The 19,800-nt window shown below is 69.1% G+C and carries 21 protein-coding genes and 2 tRNA genes; 6 read left to right on the plus strand and 17 right to left on the minus strand.

Going from position 1 to position 19,800, the window contains the following annotated elements; genetic code table 11:
• Positions 1-9 precede the first annotated feature (9 nt).
• Positions 10-867, plus strand: coding sequence for a patatin-like phospholipase family protein (locus BDK89_RS18310; RefSeq protein WP_208294120.1), 858 nt, complete (start codon positions 10-12; stop codon positions 865-867).
• 32 nt (positions 868-899) lie between these two features.
• The gene (locus tag BDK89_RS18315; protein WP_243839219.1) at positions 900-1,565 is read left to right on the plus strand and encodes a nitroreductase family protein; all 666 of its coding nucleotides are present in this window, start codon (positions 900-902) and stop codon (positions 1,563-1,565) included.
• A gap of 149 nt (positions 1,566-1,714) precedes the next feature.
• On the opposite strand, the gene BDK89_RS18320 is transcribed toward BDK89_RS18315, so the two are convergent.
• The 9 genes from BDK89_RS18320 to BDK89_RS18360 all read right to left on the minus strand — a co-directional run bounded on the left by BDK89_RS18320 (position 1,715) and on the right by BDK89_RS18360 (position 9,845).
• Positions 1,715-2,764 carry a permuted SH3 domain-containing protein gene (locus tag BDK89_RS18320; protein WP_133870325.1) on the minus strand — a complete coding sequence of 350 codons (1,050 nt, stop codon included), beginning with the start codon at positions 2,762-2,764 and terminating at the stop codon, positions 1,715-1,717.
• 2 nt (positions 2,765-2,766) lie between these two features.
• Positions 2,767-3,987: an ABC transporter permease gene (locus BDK89_RS18325; protein WP_243839220.1), complete on the minus strand. Its 1,221-nt coding sequence runs from the start codon at positions 3,985-3,987 to the stop codon at positions 2,767-2,769.
• Positions 3,984-4,691, minus strand: a complete 708-nt coding sequence (locus BDK89_RS18330) for an ABC transporter ATP-binding protein (protein WP_133870327.1) — start codon at positions 4,689-4,691, stop codon at positions 3,984-3,986. Before BDK89_RS18330 ends, BDK89_RS18325 begins: the two co-directional genes overlap by 4 nt.
• Positions 4,688-6,355 carry a peptidoglycan-binding protein gene (locus BDK89_RS18335; RefSeq protein WP_133870328.1) on the minus strand — a complete coding sequence of 556 codons (1,668 nt, stop codon included), beginning with the start codon at positions 6,353-6,355 and terminating at the stop codon, positions 4,688-4,690. The genes BDK89_RS18330 and BDK89_RS18335 overlap by 4 nt, the downstream gene beginning before the upstream one ends.
• A 3-nt stretch (positions 6,356-6,358) precedes the next feature.
• Positions 6,359-7,099 carry a hypothetical protein gene (locus tag BDK89_RS18340; protein WP_133870329.1) on the minus strand — a complete coding sequence of 247 codons (741 nt, stop codon included), beginning with the start codon at positions 7,097-7,099 and terminating at the stop codon, positions 6,359-6,361.
• Positions 7,100-7,211: 112 nt separating this feature from the next.
• Positions 7,212-8,573, minus strand: coding sequence for a sensor histidine kinase (locus tag BDK89_RS18345; RefSeq protein WP_133870330.1), 1,362 nt, complete (start codon positions 8,571-8,573; stop codon positions 7,212-7,214).
• A complete protein-coding gene (locus BDK89_RS18350; protein WP_133870331.1) occupies positions 8,573-9,262 on the minus strand; it encodes a response regulator transcription factor in 690 nt (229 codons plus the stop codon). Before BDK89_RS18350 ends, BDK89_RS18345 begins: the two co-directional genes overlap by 1 nt.
• 148 nt (positions 9,263-9,410) lie before the next feature.
• Positions 9,411-9,498 (minus strand) — tRNA-Ser (locus BDK89_RS18355).
• A 68-nt stretch (positions 9,499-9,566) separates the two neighbouring features.
• Positions 9,567-9,845, minus strand: coding sequence for a PspC domain-containing protein (locus BDK89_RS18360; protein WP_133870332.1), 279 nt, complete (start codon positions 9,843-9,845; stop codon positions 9,567-9,569).
• Between the two features lie 131 nt (positions 9,846-9,976).
• Here BDK89_RS18360 and BDK89_RS18365 point away from each other — a divergent pair.
• Positions 9,977-10,064: transfer RNA gene (locus BDK89_RS18365), tRNA-Ser, on the plus strand.
• Positions 10,065-10,225: 161 nt separating this feature from the next.
• Here the strand turns inward: BDK89_RS18365 and BDK89_RS18370 are convergent.
• Positions 10,226-11,530 carry an HNH endonuclease signature motif containing protein gene (locus BDK89_RS18370; RefSeq protein WP_166657678.1) on the minus strand — a complete coding sequence of 435 codons (1,305 nt, stop codon included), beginning with the start codon at positions 11,528-11,530 and terminating at the stop codon, positions 10,226-10,228.
• 222 nt (positions 11,531-11,752) lie between these two features.
• On the opposite strand from BDK89_RS18370, the gene BDK89_RS18375 reads away from it, so the two are divergent.
• Positions 11,753-13,351, plus strand: coding sequence for an MFS transporter (locus BDK89_RS18375; RefSeq protein WP_133870334.1), 1,599 nt, complete (start codon positions 11,753-11,755; stop codon positions 13,349-13,351).
• 46 nt (positions 13,352-13,397) lie between these two features.
• On the opposite strand, the gene BDK89_RS18380 is transcribed toward BDK89_RS18375, so the two are convergent.
• The 3 genes from BDK89_RS18380 to BDK89_RS18390 form a co-directional block, all read right to left on the minus strand.
• Positions 13,398-14,351 (minus strand): L,D-transpeptidase family protein, encoded by a 954-nt coding sequence (locus tag BDK89_RS18380; RefSeq protein WP_166657679.1) that lies wholly within the window; start codon positions 14,349-14,351, stop codon positions 13,398-13,400.
• Positions 14,352-14,475: 124 nt separating this feature from the next.
• The gene (locus BDK89_RS18385; RefSeq protein WP_133870336.1) at positions 14,476-14,700 is read right to left on the minus strand and encodes a hypothetical protein; all 225 of its coding nucleotides are present in this window, start codon (positions 14,698-14,700) and stop codon (positions 14,476-14,478) included.
• Positions 14,697-15,263 carry a type 1 glutamine amidotransferase domain-containing protein gene (locus BDK89_RS18390; RefSeq protein WP_133870337.1) on the minus strand — a complete coding sequence of 189 codons (567 nt, stop codon included), beginning with the start codon at positions 15,261-15,263 and terminating at the stop codon, positions 14,697-14,699. Before BDK89_RS18390 ends, BDK89_RS18385 begins: the two co-directional genes overlap by 4 nt.
• Before the next feature lie 139 nt (positions 15,264-15,402).
• Between BDK89_RS18390 and BDK89_RS21890 the strand changes: the two genes are divergently transcribed.
• Positions 15,403-15,573, plus strand: coding sequence for a hypothetical protein (locus BDK89_RS21890; protein ID WP_166657680.1), 171 nt, complete (start codon positions 15,403-15,405; stop codon positions 15,571-15,573).
• Between the two features lie 34 nt (positions 15,574-15,607).
• Here BDK89_RS21890 and BDK89_RS18395 read toward each other — a convergent pair whose 3' ends face one another.
• The 4 genes from BDK89_RS18395 to BDK89_RS18410 form a co-directional block, all read right to left on the minus strand.
• Complete coding sequence (locus BDK89_RS18395; RefSeq protein WP_133870338.1) at positions 15,608-16,486, minus strand: SDR family oxidoreductase; 879 nt, start codon at positions 16,484-16,486, stop codon at positions 15,608-15,610.
• Positions 16,487-16,514: 28 nt separating this feature from the next.
• Positions 16,515-17,474 (minus strand): prephenate dehydratase, encoded by a 960-nt coding sequence (gene pheA / locus BDK89_RS18400; protein ID WP_133870339.1) that lies wholly within the window; start codon positions 17,472-17,474, stop codon positions 16,515-16,517.
• A gap of 226 nt (positions 17,475-17,700) precedes the next feature.
• The gene (locus BDK89_RS18405; RefSeq protein WP_166657681.1) at positions 17,701-18,426 is read right to left on the minus strand and encodes a TlpA family protein disulfide reductase; all 726 of its coding nucleotides are present in this window, start codon (positions 18,424-18,426) and stop codon (positions 17,701-17,703) included.
• Complete coding sequence (locus BDK89_RS18410) at positions 18,423-18,977, minus strand: disulfide bond formation protein B (protein ID WP_208294121.1); 555 nt, start codon at positions 18,975-18,977, stop codon at positions 18,423-18,425. Before BDK89_RS18410 ends, BDK89_RS18405 begins: the two co-directional genes overlap by 4 nt.
• A gap of 146 nt (positions 18,978-19,123) precedes the next feature.
• Here BDK89_RS18410 and BDK89_RS22495 point away from each other — a divergent pair, with 146 nt between their 5' ends.
• On the plus strand, positions 19,124-19,762 hold the full coding sequence (locus BDK89_RS22495; protein ID WP_133870341.1) for a DUF2510 domain-containing protein: 639 nt from the start codon (positions 19,124-19,126) through the stop codon (positions 19,760-19,762).
• Positions 19,763-19,800 lie beyond the last annotated feature (38 nt).

A 19,800-nucleotide genomic window follows, 5' to 3' on the forward strand; every position in this document is an offset into this window, starting at 1 on the left:
CATGGTGGCGTGTTGGAGAACCTGCCTCGACCGATCGGGTACGTGCTGGGCGGAGGCGGCAGCCTCGGCGCCATGCAGGTCGGCATGCTGCAGGCGCTCGCCGAGCACGACGCCCGGCCCGACCTCGTCGTCGGCACGTCGGTGGGGTCGCTCAACGGTGCCGTGCTCGCGCTCGACCCGGCCGGGGCGGCGACCCGCCTCTCCCACCTCTGGACGCGAGTGCGCAAGGAGCAGATCTTCCCGGGCGGGTGGTTCAGCCAGGTCCGGAACCTGCAACGGTCGAAGACCTACCTCTACGGCAACACGGCGCTCGCCGGGCTGATCGAGGACTTCCTCGGCCCGATCCGATCGTTCGACGACCTGGCACTGCCGTTCGGCGCGGTGTCGACCGACGTGTCGACGGCCCTGCCGGTCACCATCCGGGAGGGTGATCTCGAACCGGCCCTGTTGGCGAGCGCCGCGATCCCCGGCATCTTCCCGCTGGTCGAGCACGGCGGTCGTCGGCTATACGACGGCGGCGTCGTGGCGAACGTCCCCATGACGCAGGCGGTGCAGATGGGTGCCAAGTCGCTCGTCGTGCTCGACTGCACGTTCCCGGGCCAGCTGTCGGAGTCGCTCGACACGATGACCGACATCTTGCTGGTCACGGCGATCGTGCGAATGCGGTCGCAGGCGGCGATGGAGGCGCCGATCATCGCCTCGGAGGTGCCGGTCGTCTACCTGCCCGGGCCCGCCGCGCAGCTGATCTCGCCGCTCGACTTCGAGCACACTGCCGAGTTGATGGAGCAGTCGTACGCCTCAGCCCGCCGCTTCCTGCAGCAGGTCGAGGTCGACGGCCCCGGCCTGTACGGCTCGCCCGGCAGCTGAACCGGGACGGCGCACGTCCTACGCTGCGGGGCGTGACTCCTCCGGCGATCGATCTGTACGAAGCGATGAGCACCTTGCGGGCGGTGAGGAAGTTGAAGCCCGACCCGATCCCGAGCGAGGTGCTCGAACGAGTCCTGCAGGCGGCGTGCTGGGCACCGACCGGCGGCAACCAGCAGCCGTGGAAGGTGATCGTGGTGACCGACCCGGCGAGGAAGGCCGGGTTGCAGGAGATCTACCGACCCGAGTGGCAGCGATACGTGGCCGGCTTCATGAAGCGGCTCGAGGGCCAGCCCGACGAGGTCGTCGATCCATGGCGCCGCGTCGCTGCGGCGGGCGATCACCTCGCCGACCACCTGCACGAGGCGCCGGCGATCCTGGTGTTCTGTGCGAACCCGGCGGCGATGGCGATCACCGATGCGAAGCTCGACCGGGTGAGCATCGTCGGCGGCGGTTCGGTGTATCCGGCCGTGCAGAACGCGATGTTGGCCTGCGTCGCCGAAGGGCTCGGGTGTACCCTCACGACCCTCCACTGCCTGCGGGAGGACGAGGTGAAAGCGCTCCTCGACATCCCCGACTCGTGGGGCACCGCTGCGCTCGTGCCGATCGGGTACCCGGTCGGCCGGGGACACGGCCCGATCACCCGCAAGGGTCCCGGCGACATGGCCGCCAGCGACACCTTCGACCAACCCTGGCACTGACCGGTCGCCGCACCCCGGGCCCCATGCCCGATTCTTCTCTCATCAGGCGGGATCGGTTTTCGTCCTGGCAAGGCAGACGAACCCCGAGCAGCCTCCGGGCTGCGAGCGGGTGATGTCAACGCAGCCAGGGCGGAAACCGGACCGCCTGATCAGAGGACGATGATCTGGTCGCCCGGGGCGAGGCCGGACTCGACGACGGTTCGGGTGCCGACCGACGCTCCGGTCGAGACGACGCGGCGGTCGAGCGAGCCGTCGTCGTCCACGACGTCGACGACGTAAGTGCCGTCGTCCAACCGCAGCAGACCGCTGCTCGGAATGGTGACGACGTCGGCGGCGATCGTGACGTCCCACGACACGTCGACGTCGAGTGTGTCCCGTTCGGGCAGCTCGATCGTCGCGTCGACGGCGGCGGTCACCGACCACGTGTCGGCGCCCTCGTCGATCGACTCGACGATCGCGGTGGTGTCGCCGCCGTCGGGCAACGACACCGCAACCGCAGTGCCGACGTCGAGATGAACGGCATCCGCAGGTGCGGCGTCGAACGTGACGACACGCTCGTCGGTCCCGACCGACAGGAGGACGCCGTCGGCGGCGTCACCCACCGCGACCGACGTCGAGGCGATGCGGGTGTTGCCCGCCGCGAACACGACCGTGCCGAGCTCGACGTCGCCGGTCGGTTCGACACCGATCGACTCCTGCCAGGCCTCGACCATCTGCGAGGTCGCCCACGTGTACTCCTCGTCGACGGTGACGTCGAAGTCGTCGAACCCGAGCGCTACCAGCGCGGTCTCGAGCTGTTCGACGTCGGTGCCTTCGTCGCCGATCGTCAGCGAGCGCCAGGCGGGGAGCTCGCCGTCGAGCCAGACGACGGCGGTGTCGTCGACTCTGGCGATGACGTCGCCCGGGGAGGGCAGGTCCCCGGGCGACGCGATCTGGAGCACGGTGCCCGAGACGGGCGACGACACGTCGACCGCCGCCTGGTACACCAGTGAGCCTTCGGCGTCGTACGACTCGTCGAGCGTGCGGACCGATGCCTCCGAGATTGACGGAGCTTCCTCGTCGACGGCGACCTCGGCGTCGTCGTCGCGGGCTGACTCCCTCCAGCGGAGGAAACCGACGACGCCGGCGACGACGACGACCGCTGCGAGGATGAGTCCGAGCGAGCGGCCGATCCAGCGGGTGATGCTTCGATGCTGCATGGTCACGACCTCAGTGCTTCGGTGGGGGCGAGGCGGGCGGCCCGCATCGCCGGGTACAGACCGGCCAGTGCGCCGATGGCGACGGCGGCGGCGAAGCCACCGATCAGCGCAATCGGGGGGATCACGACCTCCCAGCCTTCGATGTCGGCGTAGAGCGCGGTCACCGCGGCGCCGAGCCCGACGCCGGCGGCCCCGCCGAGGCTCGACAGGAGGAGCGCCTCGACCAGGAACTGGCGGCGGATGTGGGCACGGGTGGCGCCGAGCGCTCGGCGCAGGCCGATCTCGTTCCGGCGCTCGATCACGGCGATCACCATGACGTTGGCGATACCGATGCCCCCGACGAGCAGGGCGACGGCGCCCAGTCCGAGGAACAGCGAGGTGAACGCGCTGTCGGCGGCCTCCTGCGCCTCGAGCGCATCGGTCGGGCGGGAAATCGACACCTCGTCGGGGCTCTGCGGATCGGCGGTGGCGGCGGCGACCGCACGCACGTCGTCGACCGACTCGGGGTCGGTGCGCACGTAGATCACGCTCGGATTCAACTCGGACTCGAACACGTCGGCGGCGACGTCACGGCCGATGAACACCGACCGGTCGAGGTTCTCCGACATGGGGAACTCGTCGAGGATGCCGATCACGGTGAACCACTCGTCGCCGATCGTGATCATCGCACCGTCGTCGACGTCATCGATCGCGAGCCGCTCGGCGGCCACCGACCCGAGCACGACCGTCGGGACGGTCGACGTCGTGTCGTCGAGCCAGCGGCCGACGGCCACCTCGGCCCGGAGGGTGTCGAGCAGGTCGGTGTCGGCGGCCACGGCGCTGAGACCCTTGGTCTCGTTGTCGCTCATGACGTCGTTGCGCAGCGGCAACTCGTCGAGCGTCACCACGTCGGCGACGACCTCGACGGGACCGATGACACCGAGCTTGGCGGCGGCGTCGTCGGGCAGGCTGGCATCGCCGGCACCGAGTCCGGTGGTGGCCTCGACCGTGAGCAGGTTGGTGCCCAGTTCCTCGATCTGGTTGCTGAGGTCGGCGCGGCTCGATTCGGACAGGCCGAGAACGGCGACCATCGCCGCGATGCCGATCGTGATACCGACGGCGGACAGGACGGTGCGGACCTTGCGATGGGTGAGGCCGTCGGTGGCGACGCCGATCACGTCGGCGGGCCGGAACCGGCTCGGCGGCACCGATGCACGCTTCGGGTGTTCGATCGTGGCGGTCACGATGCCCCCACCGGTTCGAGATCGGCATCGTCGAGTTCGGAGAGGTGGCCGTCGCGCATCTCCACACGGCGCGGGAGCGATCGTGCGATCTCGCGGTCGTGGGTGATCACGACGATGGTGCGGCCCTCGTCGTGAAGGCTGTGGAGCAACTCCATCACCGCTGCGCTCGAACGGCTGTCGAGGTTGCCGGTCGGCTCGTCGGCGAGGACGATCGTCGGATCCTGCACGAGCGAGCGTGCGACGGCGACGCGCTGACGCTCGCCGCCCGACAACTCGTTCGGCACGTGGTGCAGTCGGTGGGCGAGCCCCACGCGAGCCAGTGACTCGGCCGCACGCTGGCGCCGCATCCGACGGGGAACACCGCTGTACAGGAGGCCGTTGGCGACGTTGTCGAGCGCGCTGGCCCCCGGGAGGAGGAAGAACTGCTGGAAGACGAAGCCGATCTCGTGAGACCGGACCGCGCTGAGCTTCCGGTCGGACAACCGGGCGGTCTCGATGCCCCCGATCCGCACCGACCCCGAGGTGGGCCGATCCAGGGTGCCCATCACGTGGAGCATGGTCGACTTACCCGACCCCGACGGACCGACGATGGCGAGCATGTCGCCATGCGGAACGGCGAGCGACACGTGGTCGAGCGCCACGACCGGCGGGGTGCCCGCGTACGACTTCACGACGTCGACCAGTTCGAGTGCGTGTGCGCTCATGCAGGCACCACCAGATCGTCGCCCTCGTTCAGGTCGGCCGTGCTCGACACGACCTCGACGAGGCCGTCGTCGAAGGTGCCGATCTCGACGCCGATCAGTTCGGTCGACCCGTCGGCGAGTTGCCGCTCGACGGCGTAGCCGCCTTCGCGGAGTGCGATCAGTGCCCGTGTCGGCACGACCGTTGCTCCGTCGATCCGGGACGACTCGGTGACGATCAGGACCGATCCACTCACGAACTCGTCCGGCTCGCTGACCACCTCGAACTCGACGGCGATCGTGGGGCCGGCGTCGGCGCCGCCCGGTGTCGCGATGTCGGCGATGCTGATCACGGCAGCGTCGAACGTCGACTCGTCGAGTTGCTCGACCGTGACCAGGTCGCCGACGGCGAACTCGTCGATCGAGCCGACGGCGATATCGGCGGTGACGGTGAGTGTCGGGGTTGCGAGGGCGAGGACGATCTCGCTGTCGTCGAGTTCGTCGCCGACCTCGAGATACTGCTCGCTGACGGAGTAGGCGGCGTCGCCGATGCCGTCAAGCACGACGTAGTCGGCGGGATCGATCGATCCGGTGGCGGGCAGGCCGGCGTCGGTCTGCCATGCCTGGATCGCGGCCGTGGTGCCCTCGTCGACCTCGCCGTCGACCACCAGGGTGCCGGTGGTGTCGTAGCCCATGAACGCAAGAACGGCTTCCAGTTCTTCGAGATCGTCGTCGTTCAGTGCGGCCAGCACCGTCTCGGTCTCGGGAGAAACCTCGACGACCGCGATCACCTCGCTGCCGTCGACGGTCATCAGGACCGATCCGTGTTCGATGCGGGTACCGACCTCGGCGAGCGAATCGATGATGCCGGCGTCGTCGTCGGCGTCGGGCCGCCCGGCCACCACGTCGACGCGCACGGCGGGCGCTTCGAGTTGGACGATGGTTTCGCCGCTGGTCGACGCTCCGACGGCCGGCACCGACACGACGTCGGACGGTCCGGGGAGCACGACGAGGTCGCTCGCCGCGACGACGCCGGTTTCCTCTCGGCCGACGTCTTCCTGCCAGGCCTCGACCATCGTCTCGGTGTCGCTGTCGAACTCGGTGTCGATGACGACGTCGTCGTCGAGGTCGTAGCCGAGCCGGACGAGGTTGGCTTCGAGTTGGCGAACGTCCTCACCCTCGTCTCCCTCGGCGAGGTCGCGCCACATCGGGATGTCGCCGTAGAACGCGACGACCGGGAGATCGTCGACCCAGGCGACGACGTCGCCCCGTTCGATCGTGTCGCCGACCTCGGGCACACCGGTGATGGTGCCGCCGGCGGATTCGGCACCGGCCTGGTCGGTCGATGTGCTCGACGAGGCGAAGGCGGCATCGATCGTCTCGCCGGCGGCGAGTTCGCCGTCCCACTCGACTTCTTCGACCAGGTCGGTCACCTGGACCGATGCGGTCGTGAGGGCGGTGGGCTCGGCGACGACGACCTCGCCGTCGCTCTCACCGTTCAGGAGCGGTTCGGCGACGAGCACGCCGCCGGCACCGACCGCCAGGCCGGCCACGAGCCACGGCCAGCGGCGTTTCGGACGGGCCTCGACGACGAGTGGAGCTGTGCCTTGGCCACCGTCACCGTTGCGGCGCTCGTGGAGCGAGCGTTCGAGCTCGTCGGCCGTCGTGATGTCGAAATCGGTCGTCATCGGTCAGCCCTCCTCGGCGGCTTGACCACCGCCGGCTCCGCCGAAGCCGCCGAGTGCATCGTCGAGGATGGGCATGCATTCGTCGAGCGCCGCGATCACCTCGGGGTCGTCGGGGTCGAGTTCGAGCTGGGTGGCGATCTGCGACGTCCGATCGCCGAACTCGCCCTGCCCGCGTCCCTGGCCGGGCTCGGGGGCTTCACCGTCGGCGGGCGGCTCGGGGGCTTCACCGTCTGCGCCGGGCCGTCCGCCGGGCGCCTGGAACGTCAGGTCGGGAATGTCCTCGAAGCCTTCGGCACGGATGCACTCCGTGAGTTCGAGGAAGGCGTCGGCGATGGCCGAGTCGTCACGGGCACCGCCCGCTCCGCCGCCGAAGGCCACGCCTTCGAGGATCTCGCCGCAGACCTCCATCGCCTCACGGAAACCGTCCTGGCCGGGTCCGGCCTCGGCGAAGGCGTCACGCAGGTTGATGTTGCCGTCGGCGTCGACGCCGATGTCGGGCACGTCGAGCCCTTCACCTCGCAGACATTCGGAGAACTCGAGGGCCGCCTCGTCGATGTCGATGTCGGCGGTGCCGCCGGTGTCGGAGCCGTCGGTGACGGTCTGGTCGGTGTCGTCGACGAGGGACGCGATCTCGTCGCTGCCCGTGTCGGCCGCCTCGCTCGACCCGCCACAGGCGGATGTGAGACCGACGAGCCCGATGGTCGCCGCACCTGCGGCCCAGTTCCGGAGTGGTGAACGCTGCATGCGGCCACGTTCGGGGTCGTGGGTGAGAGCACTGTTAGACCGACCGTAAGGGACAGTCAGAACTGGCGGGTCGGCACGGTCGGGCCGGCACTGTTGGATCGGGTTGGGCGGGTCAGGACACCCGGTCGGCGGCGACGGTGAAGCCGACCACGACGCCCGGTCCGTCCTGGCGTCTCGCCGCGTCGGCGGTACCGCCGTGGTCGGTGGCGACCTGGGCGACGATCGACAGGCCCAGCCCGGAGCCCCGCATCCCACGCGCCTCGTCGGACCGGTGGAACCGTTCGAAGACCTGTTCGAGTTCGTCGGTGCCGATCCCCATCCCGCTGTCGAGCACCTCGACGCGGTCACCGACCAGCCGGATCTCGATCGGCGTGGCGTCGGGCGAGAACTTCAGGGCGTTGTCGACGAGGTTCCACACCGCTCGGTCGATGCGGCCGGGTTGGCACCGCCATCGCACCGGTTCGGGAGCCGTCACCTCGACTGTCCGCCCGGTCCGAGCCGTCGCCCGGTCGGCGACCGCCTCGACCACGGCAACGGCGTCGACGACGGCCTCGGACTCGGCTCGGCGATGGTCGCTCGCGAGCTCGACCAACTCGTCGGTGAGGTCGGATAACTCGTCGACCTCGGCGACGATCAACCCGAGGGCGCGGCGACGGTGGTCGGGCGTCAGCCGGTCGGAGGCGGCGAGTTCGGCGTTGGTCCGCAACACCGTCAGTGGCGTGCGGAGTTCGTGGCTGGCGTCGGCGACCAGCCGCCGCTGCCGATCGCTCGACGCGGCGAGCGCGTCGAGCATCGAGGTGAAGCTCGAACGCAACCGTTCCACCTCGGCGATCGTCGGCCCGTCGGGCAGTGTTGCCGAACGGCGGTCGATCTCACCTCGCTCGGCGACGCCATCGGCCGTCTCCGCGAGGCGCACGATCGGCCGGGCGATGCGGCGTGACCACCACCACCCGATGCCGAACGCGATCGCCGTCGCGACCACCCCGGCGGCGAGCAACCACCGCCTGATCGACGCGACCGTGGTGTCGGCCTCGTCGAGGTTCCGACCGATCTGGACCTCGGCGCCCCACTCGGTCGTGGTCGTGATCACCCGGTACCGGTCGCCGTCGACGGTCACGGTTCGGAGTTCGCCGTCGGTCGAATCGGCGGGCGGGTCGGGCAGCTGGACGCCGTCGGTCGGGGTCAGCAGCTCACCATCGTCCGACACGATCCTGATCGCGATGTCGTCGGTCACCCGGGACGTGAAGGCCCGGATCACGCCTTCGTCACCCTCCGGGATCTCGGTCGGTCGTTCGTCGTCGGGAGGCGGCAACGGCCGGTCGGTGCTGGCGACCAGGAAGTCGTCGACTGCCCCGTACTGCTCGGCCCGGACGACGCGGTCGGTGAGGAGACCGCCGATCAGCATCGCCACGGCGACCGTGGCGCCGATGGCGACCGCAACGACCCGGGAGAGCGGCGCCGTGCGACGGCCCATCACGGCTCCTGCCGCATGACGAACCCGACCCCTCGCACGGTCTGGATCAGGCGAGCTTCTCCCCCGGCCTCGAGTTTGGATCGGAGGTAGCTGACGTAGACGTCGAGCGACCGTGAGCCGGTGTCGAAGTCGTACCCCCAGATGCGTTCGTAGATCTCGCTCCGGGTCAGGACCTTGCCCCGCTGCTCGGTGAGGAAGGCGAGCAGATCGAACTCGGTCTTCGTCAGATCGACCGATCGACCGCCGACCGTGGCGCGTCGGGCGACCGTGTCGACGACGAGGGCGCCGACGCGGACGGTTCCGCCCTCGATCGGCGCCGAACGGCGCAGCAACGCACGGACGCGGGCGAACAGTTCGTCGAGCGCGAACGGTTTCACCACGTAGTCGTCGGCGCCCGCGTCGAGTCCGTCGACGCGGTCGTTCGTGGCGCCACGTGCGGTGAGGAGGAGGACGGGGGTCCGGTCACCGCCGTGGCGAAGGGTCCGACAGACGCTCAACCCGTCGACGTTCGGGAGGCCGATGTCGAGCACGACGAGGTCGAACGCCGTGGACGAGAGCGCGTCGAGGGCGGCGGCGCCGTCGCGGGCGGTCGTGATGCGGTAGCCCTCGTAGCCGAGCGCAGTGTCGAGCGAGTCTCGGAGTGCGGCGTCGTCGTCGACGACGAGGAGGTGGGCCGCCGCATCGGTCATCCGGCCAGTGTGCGGGCCAGGGCTTCCCGTCGTCGGTGGCCGAGCGGATTCTTACCCAGTTCTGACCCGGCGGCGCCGCAGGGCTGACGGGCGGTGGTGGGGCGAAAACGGCGATGAGCCGGGCTGTTCGCCCGGCTCATCGCTCCCGCGGAGAGGGTGGGATTTGAACCCACGGACCCCGAAAAGAGGTCAAGTCCTTAGCAGGGACTCCCATTCGGCCGCTCTGGCACCTCTCCAGGACGGTGGGAGTCTACGGGAAGGTGGGGCGGATCGAAATTCGACCGCACGATCCGTCCGTCTCCGGTCAGGCGGCGGGCGGCTCCGACTCGGTCGACTCGGCGGCGTCGGCGGCGATGACATCGCCGGCGGCCGGTGCGGCCCACGTGCCGGCGGGCGCCGGATCGATCAGCCACCACAGCAGCAGGTAGGCGACGAGCGACCAGCCGCCGAACACCAGCAGGGCGACGAAGACGACACGGACGAGGGTCGTGTCGAGGTCGAAGTATCGGGCGAGACCGGAGCAGACGCCGGCGATCTTCTGATCGCTGGTGTCTCGGTACAGGGGGTTGTCTCGGCGGGGCATGGCCGCTCCTTTCGTGCAGGGGATTCGATCTGGTTCGATCGTCGCGCCGCGTGCCCTCGGGGTCCATGGGGCTAACCCGAATGTCCGCGTTCGGGCTGGTCGGAGGCCGACCCTTCGATAGATTCGACGACGGAACGGTGGCAGAGTGGACGATTGCACCCGCCTTGAAAGCGGACGAGCCGCAAGGCTCCGAGGGTTCGAATCCCTCCCGTTCCGCCAGGCTCAGGCCTCTGTCGGCGCTGATCGACACGGACCTCGTCGGGTCTCGTCGGCCGTCGAGTGGCGGTGATCAAAACGCAGGGGCGCGCCGCCGCCCGGCCGAGGGCCGGGGTCGATCGGTCGGTTCTCGATTCGATGGACTCGGGGTCGGGCGGCGCGCGTCACGCTGCGGGTTGTCGCTCCCGCACCCGTTCCGGTGCCGGTTCCTGTTCGTCGACCGTTCGCCGTCGGCGCCGCTGTGGCGGCACATCCGGTTCGCTGACCGTGAACACCTGGCCGTCGGGTTGCCGGACCGTGAGCGTTCGATCGTCGGTGAGTTCGAGTGTCCAGCCGCCTTCGTGGACAACGTGGTGATGTCGTGAGCAGAGCGGGATCAGGTTGTCGAGATCGGTACTCCCACCGTGTTCCCAGGGGACGATGTGATGCATCTCGCACCGATCGAATGCCACGTCGCAGTCTCCGAACCCACAGGTGCGATACATCGCCCGCAGTGCTCGCCGTTGGGCCCGGTTCGCGTGACGCACCGTCCGCCCAGCCGCGAGTGGGACCCGATCGGCGTCGACCAGGATCGGGGTGACCTGCCCGTTGCAGATCATCCGCGACACCGCAGCCGGTGGGACCGCGTTGCCGTCACCGGTTTCGCACACGGTGTCGTCGGAGATCTCGCCGGTCACCAACGCCGTGGCGTCGGCAATCACGGTCACATCGCCGGTGCCGGGATGCAGGTGCTGGTTCCCCGACGCGACCAGCTCACCGAGCGCTTCGGCTGCCAGCCGGTTCCGATCGACGCTGCGGTCGACACACTCCGGATCACCAGCAGCCGCACCTTCCTTGATCAGCGTCGACACGTGTCGGTCGACGGGACCGAACACCTTCGACGCCAACTCCGGGTGGAACGCGAATCGTCCTTCGACTAGCTCGGTGGCGGTATTCGTCTTGCGGGACAGAAACGTGCTCTTGCGCTGCCTCGTCGCACGCTCGATCCCGTTGTCACGCTCGATCACCCGAGCCAGATCACGCACCGACCGACCGAACTCCTCCGGCGACAGACGCATCGCATCATCCAACAAATCGGCTTCACGGTCGAGGAGCTGATTCTTGACGTCATCGTCGAGCTTCGCCGTCGCGTTCGCGAGGGCGTCGACGTGCTCGGCGCCGATCTCACCGGCACCCAACGCGTCTTCGAACGACGGCGCCTCATCCAACGTCTTCGACCGACGCTCCTTCCGCTTCCCCTCCGCCGACGACACACCACCGGTCTGCGCGTGCACATCGGCAGCCGGTGCTGCGCCTTGTTGTTCGTGCAACTCGATCATCCGGCGGGTCACACCCGCTTCGACCTGATCGATGAACCCCCGCAGGCGACGAGTCGCACCCAACACCGTCGCGCAACCAGTCGGGTCGGCCGCAGCGACATCGACCGCGAAGATCGCCGCCAACTCGGCTGCGGGGTCGGGAGAACTCATACACCCCATCATGACGAAGGGGTGTGACAGGGTTTCCCGATTCCAGGCCTTCCCGGCGAAGAAATCCCAGAAAGTCCTCGAGCGAAGCGGGGCGAACGGGCGACCTCGGTCGAGGCCGCAGTCGATGGAGCTAGATCGGTGCACGTCCGGCCGGGGAGAACGTTCGATGACGCACGTGCGCTGTCGTAGTCTCTCCGGCGGCGGGAGGACGGAGGAACGGTGATGGGTAAATGGGGACCGCTGATCGTGTTGTCGTTGGCGCAGTTCTTGATGGTGATCGACCAGGCGGTGATGAACGTCTCGATCAGCCAGCTGGTCGATGACTTCGACACCACCGTCACCACGATCCAGGGCGTCATCACCTTCTACGCCCTCACGATGGCGATGCTGATGATCACCGGCGGCAAGATCGGCGACATCCTCGGTCGGCGCCGGGCGTTCGCCATCGGCCACATCATCTACGCCTCCGGTTCTGCCCTGACCGCTGCGTCGTGGAGCGTCGGCTCGCTGCTCGTCGGCTGGTCGATCCTCGAAGGTGTCGGCGCTGCACTGGTGCTGCCGGCACTCGTCGCGCTCGTCGCCTCCAACTACACCGACACCAAGGATCGTGTCGCGGCGTTCGGCGTCATCGGCGGTGTGGCCGGTGCCGGCATCGCGGTCGGCCCGATCATTGGCGGCTACTTCACCGCCGAGCTGTCGTGGCGTTGGGTCTTCGTCGGCGAGGTCATCATCGCCATCGTCATCGTGTCGATGATCGGCCTGATCAGCGACGCTCCGGTCGCCAAGAAGCCCAAGCTCGACATCCTCGGTGCGATCCTCACGGCGCTCGGCCTCGGCATGATCGTCGTCGCCGCGCTGCAGTCGAGCGACTGGGGCTGGATCCGGCCGAAGAACTCGCCCGTCACCCCGTTCGGGTTCTCGATCACCCCGTTCCTCCTCGTCGGTGGCCTCATCGTCCTGTGGGCGTTCGCCCGCTGGCAGGAGCACCGAGAACGCAGCGGCAACGACCCGCTCGTCAAGCTCGAACTGCTCGAGATCCTCCCGCTCCGTTCCGGACTCGGCTCGTTCCTGGCCCAGAGCGTGATCCTGCTCGGCATCTTCTTCACCCTGCCGCTCTACTTCCAGATCGTGCTCGGCTTCGACGCTCTCGAGACCGGTATCCGCATGCTGCCGATCTCGATCGCGATGCTGATCACCTCGATGAGCGGCCCGGCACTCGCCAAGCGTTTCCCACCGCGCCGCATCGTGCAGGCCGGGTTCGTCACGCTCGTTTTGGCGGCGTTCCTGCTGCTCGGCCGCATCAACCCCGAACTCGACGACGTCGGTGTGTCGGTCGCGCTCGTGGTACTCGGCATCGGGATGGGGCTGATCGCCTCGCAGCTCGGCAACGTGATCCAGTCGTCGGTCGAGGTCGCCGACCGCGGTGAGGCCGGCGGGCTCCAGTACACGGCGCAGCAGCTCGGTTCGGCCCTCGGCACCGCCCTCATCGGCGCGATCGTCATCGGGGCGCTCGTCGTGGCCTTCGTCGACAACATCGAGAGCAACGAGGCGGTGCCCGCCGAGATCACCGACGCGGTCGAAATCTCGGTCAACGAGCAGGCCAGCTTCGTGGCATCGGAGCTCGTCGAGACGGGTCTCCGGGACGCCGGTGTCGACGCAGCGACCACCGACGAGATCGTGGCCGGCTACGAACAGGCGCAGCTCGACGCCCTCAAGGTCGGTCTGCTCGTCGCCGCGATGATCGCACTCGGCGCCCTCTTCATGACCCGCAACCTGCCCGCAGAGCGGCTGCGGGACGAACCGGCACCGACGACGACCTGACGGCCGAACCGGCCGCCGGCACACCACGCCGGCACACCTCGCCGGGTCAGAGGACGATGACGGTGGTGCCGACGTCGGCGAACTGGTACATGAACTGGGCGTCGAGCAGCGCCTGGCGGGTGCATCCGCCGGACAACTTCTGACCGAGTTCGTCCTCGGTCTGCAACGCCTCGCCCGTGTCGTTCCACGACGGGATCGCGTGGAAGCCGATGTGGCCCCGTTCGGTCTGGGTGTACCGCACCATGTAGGGCAGATCGGCCTGCAGGTCCCACCCGAGCGCCATCTCCGACTTCGAGTACACGGTGTGGATGCCCGGCACCTCGTTGCGGAACTGGCTGCCCGACACGAGGTAGCTACGCACGATGCGCTCCTCGTCGTCGATCGCCCACACCCGCTGACCGGCACGGTCGTAGACCACCCGCTTGCCCGACGCCACCGAAGCACCGTCGGGCAATGGTGGTGCGTCGTCGCCGGCCGACGCCACCGACGACAGCGGCATGCCGATCAGGTCGACCGCCCCCTCGGGCGGTGCCGGCGTGCGCACGATGAACGAATCGGCGCCCGGCCAGATGCCGAGCTCGGTCGCCGTGTTCTTCCCGATGATGCCGTCGACGTACAGACCGACCTCGGCCTGGAACGACCGCGTCGCAGCCTGTGTGACCGAGTCGAACGTGCCGGTCACCTCCGAATCCATCACGCCGGCGGCTCGCAACGCCCGCTGTGCGCACTCGACGTCGGTGCCGGTGTCGCCGACCGCCACCTCGGGCACCTCGAGCATGCACGCGGCCGGCTCGATCTGCTCGGCGGCCACCGTGGTCGGTGGGGCCGTCTCGACCGGGAGCGGCGCCGCGGTCGGAGTCGGGGCCGCCTCCGAGGAGCCGCCCCGAACCTGCTGCACGGCGACGATGCCGAGCACCAGGACGGCGATCAGCCCGGCAGCGACGGTGAGCCGTCGACGCCGATACACATCGGCCGCCACCGGCTGGGGCGCGCGCGTCATTTTGTGGCGGCGACGAGGCCGCTCGCCCGTCGGTTCCGGGCCGCGAGGGGGTGCCGTCAGGTTCATTGCTGTCGGGTCATGGTAGTCCGGATCGACCGGACCGGCTCCCGGGCGGCCGGCAGCGTCAGCCGATGTCGGGCCGCGCCTCGGGTGGCGCGTCGTTCGCCACCGCCTGGTCGGCCAACGCAGCCTCCTCGTCGTCGACGACCTGCTGATGCTGCGGGTCGTCGGACGGGTCCGGCAGATCGTCGCGACGACGCTGTTCCTCCATCACCTCGTCGACAGTTGGCGGGTTCGGCACCGCAGCATCCTCGACGGGAATCGCGCCCTGCTCACTCCAGTCGCTCATGACGTGCGCACCTTGGCGAACACGTCGACCATCGCCGACTCGAACGCCGGCAGGTCGTCGGGGTTGCGGCTGGACACGATCGTGTTCGGTCCGTCTTCGGACACCACGACCTCCTGGTCGACCCAGGTACCGCCTGCGTTCTCAATGTCGGTGCGGAGGCTCGGCCAGCTCGTGAGCGTTCGCCCGGCGACGACCTTCGCCTCGACGAGCGTCCACGGTCCGTGGCAGATGACGGCGATCGGTTTGCCCTGGTCGACGAACGATCGGATGAACGAGATCGCGTCTGCGTCGGTTCGGAGCTGATCGGGGTTGGCGACGCCGCCCGGCAGGACGAGTGCGTCGAAGTCGCCGGCGCTCGCGTTCTTGACGGCGGTGGTCGCTTCGAACACGTCCGCCTTGTCGAGGTGATCGAAGCCCTGCACGTCTCCCTTCTCCGGGGCGAGATGCACGGGTTCGCCACCGGCGTCCTGCACGGCCTTCCAGGGTGAGGTGAGTTCGATCTGCTCGACACCTTCGTTGGCGGTCAGAAAGGCGACGCGGCGCCCGTCGAGTGAACGTTCCATGGGTAGGTCCTCCAGTGAGGTCGAGGGGTGGACACCGCGGTGACTACCCGCGCCGCGACCGACCCAATCCACTCCCCGGATCGACGTGGCCGATCGACGTCGTCGGTTTGACGCGCACGCGCACGGGTACTCGCCACTCATGCAGCAGCAGATGCAGCCCCAGGAGCCGATCATCCGGTTCGACGACAACGAGGTCGACGTGGCAGCCCAGCTTGTCCCGCAGCTCGGCTACGAAGAAGCCGAGCGCATCTTCGAGATGTCGGTTCGCACGAACCGCCCCCTCGAGCGGATCATCGCCGAAGCCGCCTGAACCCGGATGGGGTCGGGCCCATCTGTCACATCCGTCAGGTGCTGATGTCGATCCCGAAGCGCCGACCGAACTCGACGATGTACTCGTCGAGCGTCTCGATCCGACCCATCGCCACCCACTCCTCGTCGGTCATCGCAGCCCGACCGCTGGTGATCCCGACTCCGCCCCAACTCACCGGGTAGCGCAGCTTCGGCTCGTCGGTGTGGATCGCGTGGTGGATCACCTCGGCGACCTCGGTCGCGTCGGAGGCATGCAGGTAGCCGGCGGCGTACATCTGCAGCATGCGGGCGTACTGCTCTTCATACGCGCCGGTCTCGTTCGGCGCGTCGGTGTTCTTGCCGAAGATCGACGACTTCGTGACGCCGGGCTCGATGATCGCGACCCGCACCCCGAACGGTGCGACCTCGATCGCCAACTGCTCACTCAGTCCTTCGAGCGCCCACTTCGCCGCCACGTACGGTCCTTGCGCGATGGCGCCGATGCGCCCGGCGACCGACGTCACGTTCACGATCGTCCCGTTCCCCCGCTCGCGCATCTGGGGCAAGACGGCCTGCGTGCACCGGATCGCCCCCATCACGTCGATGTTGACGACATCGAGCAGCCGCTCACTTGACATCTCCTCGACCGCTGCGTTGCCACCGACACCCGCATTGTTGACGAGGTGGTCGACGTGGCCCGCCCGCTGCAGCACCTCGGCGAAGCCATCACGCACCGACCGGTCGTCGGCGATGTCGAGCTCGACCAGCTCGACACCGACGCCACGTTCCTCTGCGGCGTCGAGCAACTTCCCCGCCCGCGCACTCGAACGGACGGTGCCGTACACGACGTGACCCTGCTCGGCGAGGTGGAGGGCGGTCGCCCGCCCGATCCCCGAGTTGGCACCGGTGACGACGGAAACAGGAGCAGCGGTCATCCCGCCATCGTGTCAGACCCGACGGGGGTCAGCCGATGTCGTGGCGGATGCCCTCGAGCCAGGCATCGGCTCGCTGCCAGCGTTCGCCGCTCTCGGCGACCGCCGCCTCCACGTCGGCGTCGGCGCGGGGCCAGGACCCGAAGAACTTGACCGCACCCTGCTTCGCGTGCAGCGACCGCATCGCGTCGGCCAACAGGCCGTCGGCGACGTGACCCTCGGCGATCACGATGAAGCAGTAGTCACCGAGCCCACCGTCCTTCGTCGGACGCGAGATCAGGTTCGACAGGTTGATGCGGCGGGCGGCGAACTCCTGCAGGATCGAGATCAGGCTGCCCGGCTCATCGGCACGCTGGTACACGACGAGGCCGGTGCGATCGTGTCCGGTCGGTGCCGGCACGCCCTGCTTGGCGACCACGACGAAGCGGGTCTGGTTGCCCTCGTGGTCCTCGATGTTCTCGGCGAGCACCTCGAGCCCGTACCGATCGGCTGCCACCCGCGGGGCGATCGCCGCCCGGTTCGGCGTCGGCTCGTCGGCGATCATCTTGGCGGCGCCCGCCGTCGAGACGGCCGACACGATCTCGGCCTCGCCGAGATGCTCCCGCAGGAACCGGTGGCACTGCGCGGTCGCCACCGGGATCGACAAGATCTCGGTCACGTCGGCCAACTGCACGCCGGGCTGCGCCGCCAGACACATGTGGATGTCGAGCACGACCTCACGCTGGATCACCAGGTCGTGATCGAACGCAAGGGCGTCGATCGTGAAGTTGACCATGCCCTCGATCGAGTTCTCGATCGGCACGAAGCCGAAGTCGACCTCGCCGGCCGAGACGGCGTCGAGCACGTCGGGAACCGTCCGGAGCGCCACCTGCTCGCCGGTGCACAGGTCGGCCTGGGTGCGGAGCGCCTGCTCGGTGAACGTGCCGAACGGCCCGAAGAACGCGACCTTCGGGGAGGTCGACGTTGACGAGGGCTCGGCTGCGGCGTTCACGGCACGCCAGGCTAGGCGTCACCCGCCCGTTCTCCGGCCCCGGTTGCCCTCACCGACCGACCCCACCCCGGACGCACAGGCGATTGAATCCACCAGGAGTCCACCGGTGGACCCCAAGGCGATTAAATCCACTACGAGTCCGGACCGAACCGACACCCCCGGACGCACAGGCGATTGAATCCACTAGGAGTCCGCCGGGGAGCGGCGGGGCGTGGGCGTTGGTCGGTCAGCTCAGGCCGAGGTACGTGTCGATGGCGCTGAGGAAGTCGGCACCTTCGCGACCGCCCGACCAGCGGGCGGCGACGTTGCCGTCCTCGTCGATCAGGGTGACGAACGGGAAGCCGCTCACGCCATACGCATCAGCGGCGATGAAGGTGCCCGACTCCGTGTCGACACCATCGGCGATGACCGGCCACTGCCAGTCCTTCTCCTCGAGCCACTCGCCGGGCGGGAAGTTGCTGCCGTCGGTACGGGGCGCCGTGCTGACACCGACGATGTTCAGATCCGCCGGGAACGCGCCCTCGTAGCGCAACTCGTTCAACACCGGGATCTCGTCGTTGCAGTGCGGGCACCAGTGCGCCACGAACACGACCATCGTGGGGCCCTCTTCGGCTGCGTCGATCCGAACCGGGTTGCCCTCGAAGTCGAGTCCGACCACGACCGGGGCCGGCTGCCCCACGGCGGGGTCGTCCTCGATCACATCGGTCTCGAGGTACGGCAGCGGATCGCCGATGACCTCGACCGGACCGACCGCGCCCTCGTACTCCTCGGGGAGGTCGGCGGGGATCGTCGCGTCGGGCGAACCCGGCACCGTGTCGTCGGGGTCGAACGGCGCCACGGTCTGATCGGGGTCGGCGACCGGCTCGTCCTCACCGCCGCAGGCGGTCAAGAGCAAGGCGGTGGCCACACCGGCCACCACGAGCGATCGGCGGACGAAGGGGGAACGGTTCACGAAGGGTCCTCCAGGGAGTCGGCGCCCGACGGAGCGGGCACCAGGTTGATGACGGCGATGGCGACGAAGCCGCACAGCGCCATGAACGCGAGCGTCACGAAGCCGAACTCCGTGAACCAGACCTCGGAGCAGGCCGGGCCGAAGAGCGAGCAAGAATCGGAGTCGGGCAACACGCCCTGCTCGATGAGGAAGTGATAGAGCGACACGCCGGCGCCGATCACGGCGAGCGGCACGACGGACCAGCGCGCCTGACGGTCACGACGGATCAGCGCAACGATGGCGATCAACGCCAACGGATACATGAAGATCCGCTGGAACCAGCACAACCGGCACGGAACGAAGTCGGCGATCTCCGAGAAGTAGAGGCTGCCGAGTGTGGCGACACCGGCGATGGCCAGCGTCATCTCGTTGCGGCGGCGATCGGCCCAGCCGACGATCGGTTGGGCGAAGGCGAGCCGATCACCGAGGAGCACCGCGACGACCAGCGCAACCGCGCCGAGGCCGGCGACCAACGCCAGCACCGCCGTCACGAGTTCAATCGTCTCGAGCACCCCACCAGTATGGGTGACCACGCTCCGCGAACGGCAGAGACCTTCGGCCTACCGCTGAACCCCTGCTGAAAGGCGGACGAGGCCGGTCGGGGCGGGTGCGGGCGACGTCACCGCAGGGCCTGCGCTGAGTGAGTAGGGTTCGCCGCATGCAGGAGTTCTCCTCGATCAGCGTGTCGACCTACGACCCCGACGCCCTCGTCGGCCAACTGAACGACAAGGCCGCCGATGGCTGGGATGTCGTCAGCATCGTCCCCACCGGCTCCACGATCACCGCGTACCTGGCGCGTGAGGCGACCGGGGAGTCGACCGACAGCGGCACCGCCGGCGCTGTCGCTGCCCCCGAGCCCGCCACCGAGCCGGCACCCGAACCCGCCCCGGCCGAGGCGCCGGCGGGTGAACCGGGTCTGCCCGAAGCGGGTGCCGTCGCTGCGGCGGCCGCCGCAGCTCAGCCCGAACCCGCCGCCGAGCCCGCTCCCGCCGACGAACCGGCCGGCGAGCCCGGTCTGCCCGAGATGGGCGCCGTCGGCGCTGCCGCCGCTGCCACGGCCGAACCGGCACCGGAACCCGCCGCCGAACCGGCACCCGAACCGGCCCCTGCTGCGCAGCCGGCGGCCGAGCCCGCCGCACAGGCTGCCGCCCAGCCGGCCGCCGCCTCGAACGCGGCCCCCGCCGGTTGGTACGCCGACCCGTCGGGCCGCTTCGAACTGCGGTACTGGGACGGTGGCACCTGGACCGAGCACGTCTCGCGCGCCGGCCAGCAGTACACCGACCCGCCCGTCGCCTGATCGTTCGAAGGGGGTCGGAGTCATCTCGTCGGTCGCAA

Origin of the sequence: Ilumatobacter fluminis, assembly GCF_004364865.1 — a bacterium.
GTDB lineage: Bacteria > Actinomycetota > Acidimicrobiia > Acidimicrobiales > Ilumatobacteraceae > Ilumatobacter > Ilumatobacter fluminis.

What these genes read in the sequence shown, in the direction of transcription:
- BDK89_RS18330 (WP_133870327.1), bottom strand. Translation starts at nt 4,691, where the DNA reads ATGAGCGCACACGCACTCGAACTGGTCGACGTCGTGAAGTCGTACGCG.
- BDK89_RS18375 (WP_133870334.1), top strand. Translation starts at nt 11,753, where the DNA reads ATGGGTAAATGGGGACCGCTGATCGTGTTGTCGTTGGCGCAGTTCTTG.
- BDK89_RS18395 (WP_133870338.1), bottom strand. Translation starts at nt 16,486, where the DNA reads ATGACCGCTGCTCCTGTTTCCGTCGTCACCGGTGCCAACTCGGGGATC.
- BDK89_RS18335 (WP_133870328.1), bottom strand. Translation starts at nt 6,355, where the DNA reads ATGACGACCGATTTCGACATCACGACGGCCGACGAGCTCGAACGCTCG.
- BDK89_RS18360 (WP_133870332.1), bottom strand. Translation starts at nt 9,845, where the DNA reads ATGCCCCGCCGAGACAACCCCCTGTACCGAGACACCAGCGATCAGAAG.
- BDK89_RS22495 (WP_133870341.1), top strand. Translation starts at nt 19,124, where the DNA reads ATGCAGGAGTTCTCCTCGATCAGCGTGTCGACCTACGACCCCGACGCC.
- BDK89_RS18345 (WP_133870330.1), bottom strand. Translation starts at nt 8,573, where the DNA reads ATGGGCCGTCGCACGGCGCCGCTCTCCCGGGTCGTTGCGGTCGCCATC.
- BDK89_RS18380 (WP_166657679.1), bottom strand. Translation starts at nt 14,351, where the DNA reads ATGACGCGCGCGCCCCAGCCGGTGGCGGCCGATGTGTATCGGCGTCGA.
- BDK89_RS18370 (WP_166657678.1), bottom strand. Translation starts at nt 11,530, where the DNA reads ATGAGTTCTCCCGACCCCGCAGCCGAGTTGGCGGCGATCTTCGCGGTC.
- BDK89_RS18390 (WP_133870337.1), bottom strand. Translation starts at nt 15,263, where the DNA reads ATGGAACGTTCACTCGACGGGCGCCGCGTCGCCTTTCTGACCGCCAAC.
- BDK89_RS21890 (WP_166657680.1), top strand. Translation starts at nt 15,403, where the DNA reads ATGCAGCAGCAGATGCAGCCCCAGGAGCCGATCATCCGGTTCGACGAC.
- BDK89_RS18340 (WP_133870329.1), bottom strand. Translation starts at nt 7,099, where the DNA reads ATGCAGCGTTCACCACTCCGGAACTGGGCCGCAGGTGCGGCGACCATC.
- BDK89_RS18320 (WP_133870325.1), bottom strand. Translation starts at nt 2,764, where the DNA reads ATGCAGCATCGAAGCATCACCCGCTGGATCGGCCGCTCGCTCGGACTC.
- BDK89_RS18385 (WP_133870336.1), bottom strand. Translation starts at nt 14,700, where the DNA reads ATGAGCGACTGGAGTGAGCAGGGCGCGATTCCCGTCGAGGATGCTGCG.
- BDK89_RS18350 (WP_133870331.1), bottom strand. Translation starts at nt 9,262, where the DNA reads ATGACCGATGCGGCGGCCCACCTCCTCGTCGTCGACGACGACGCCGCA.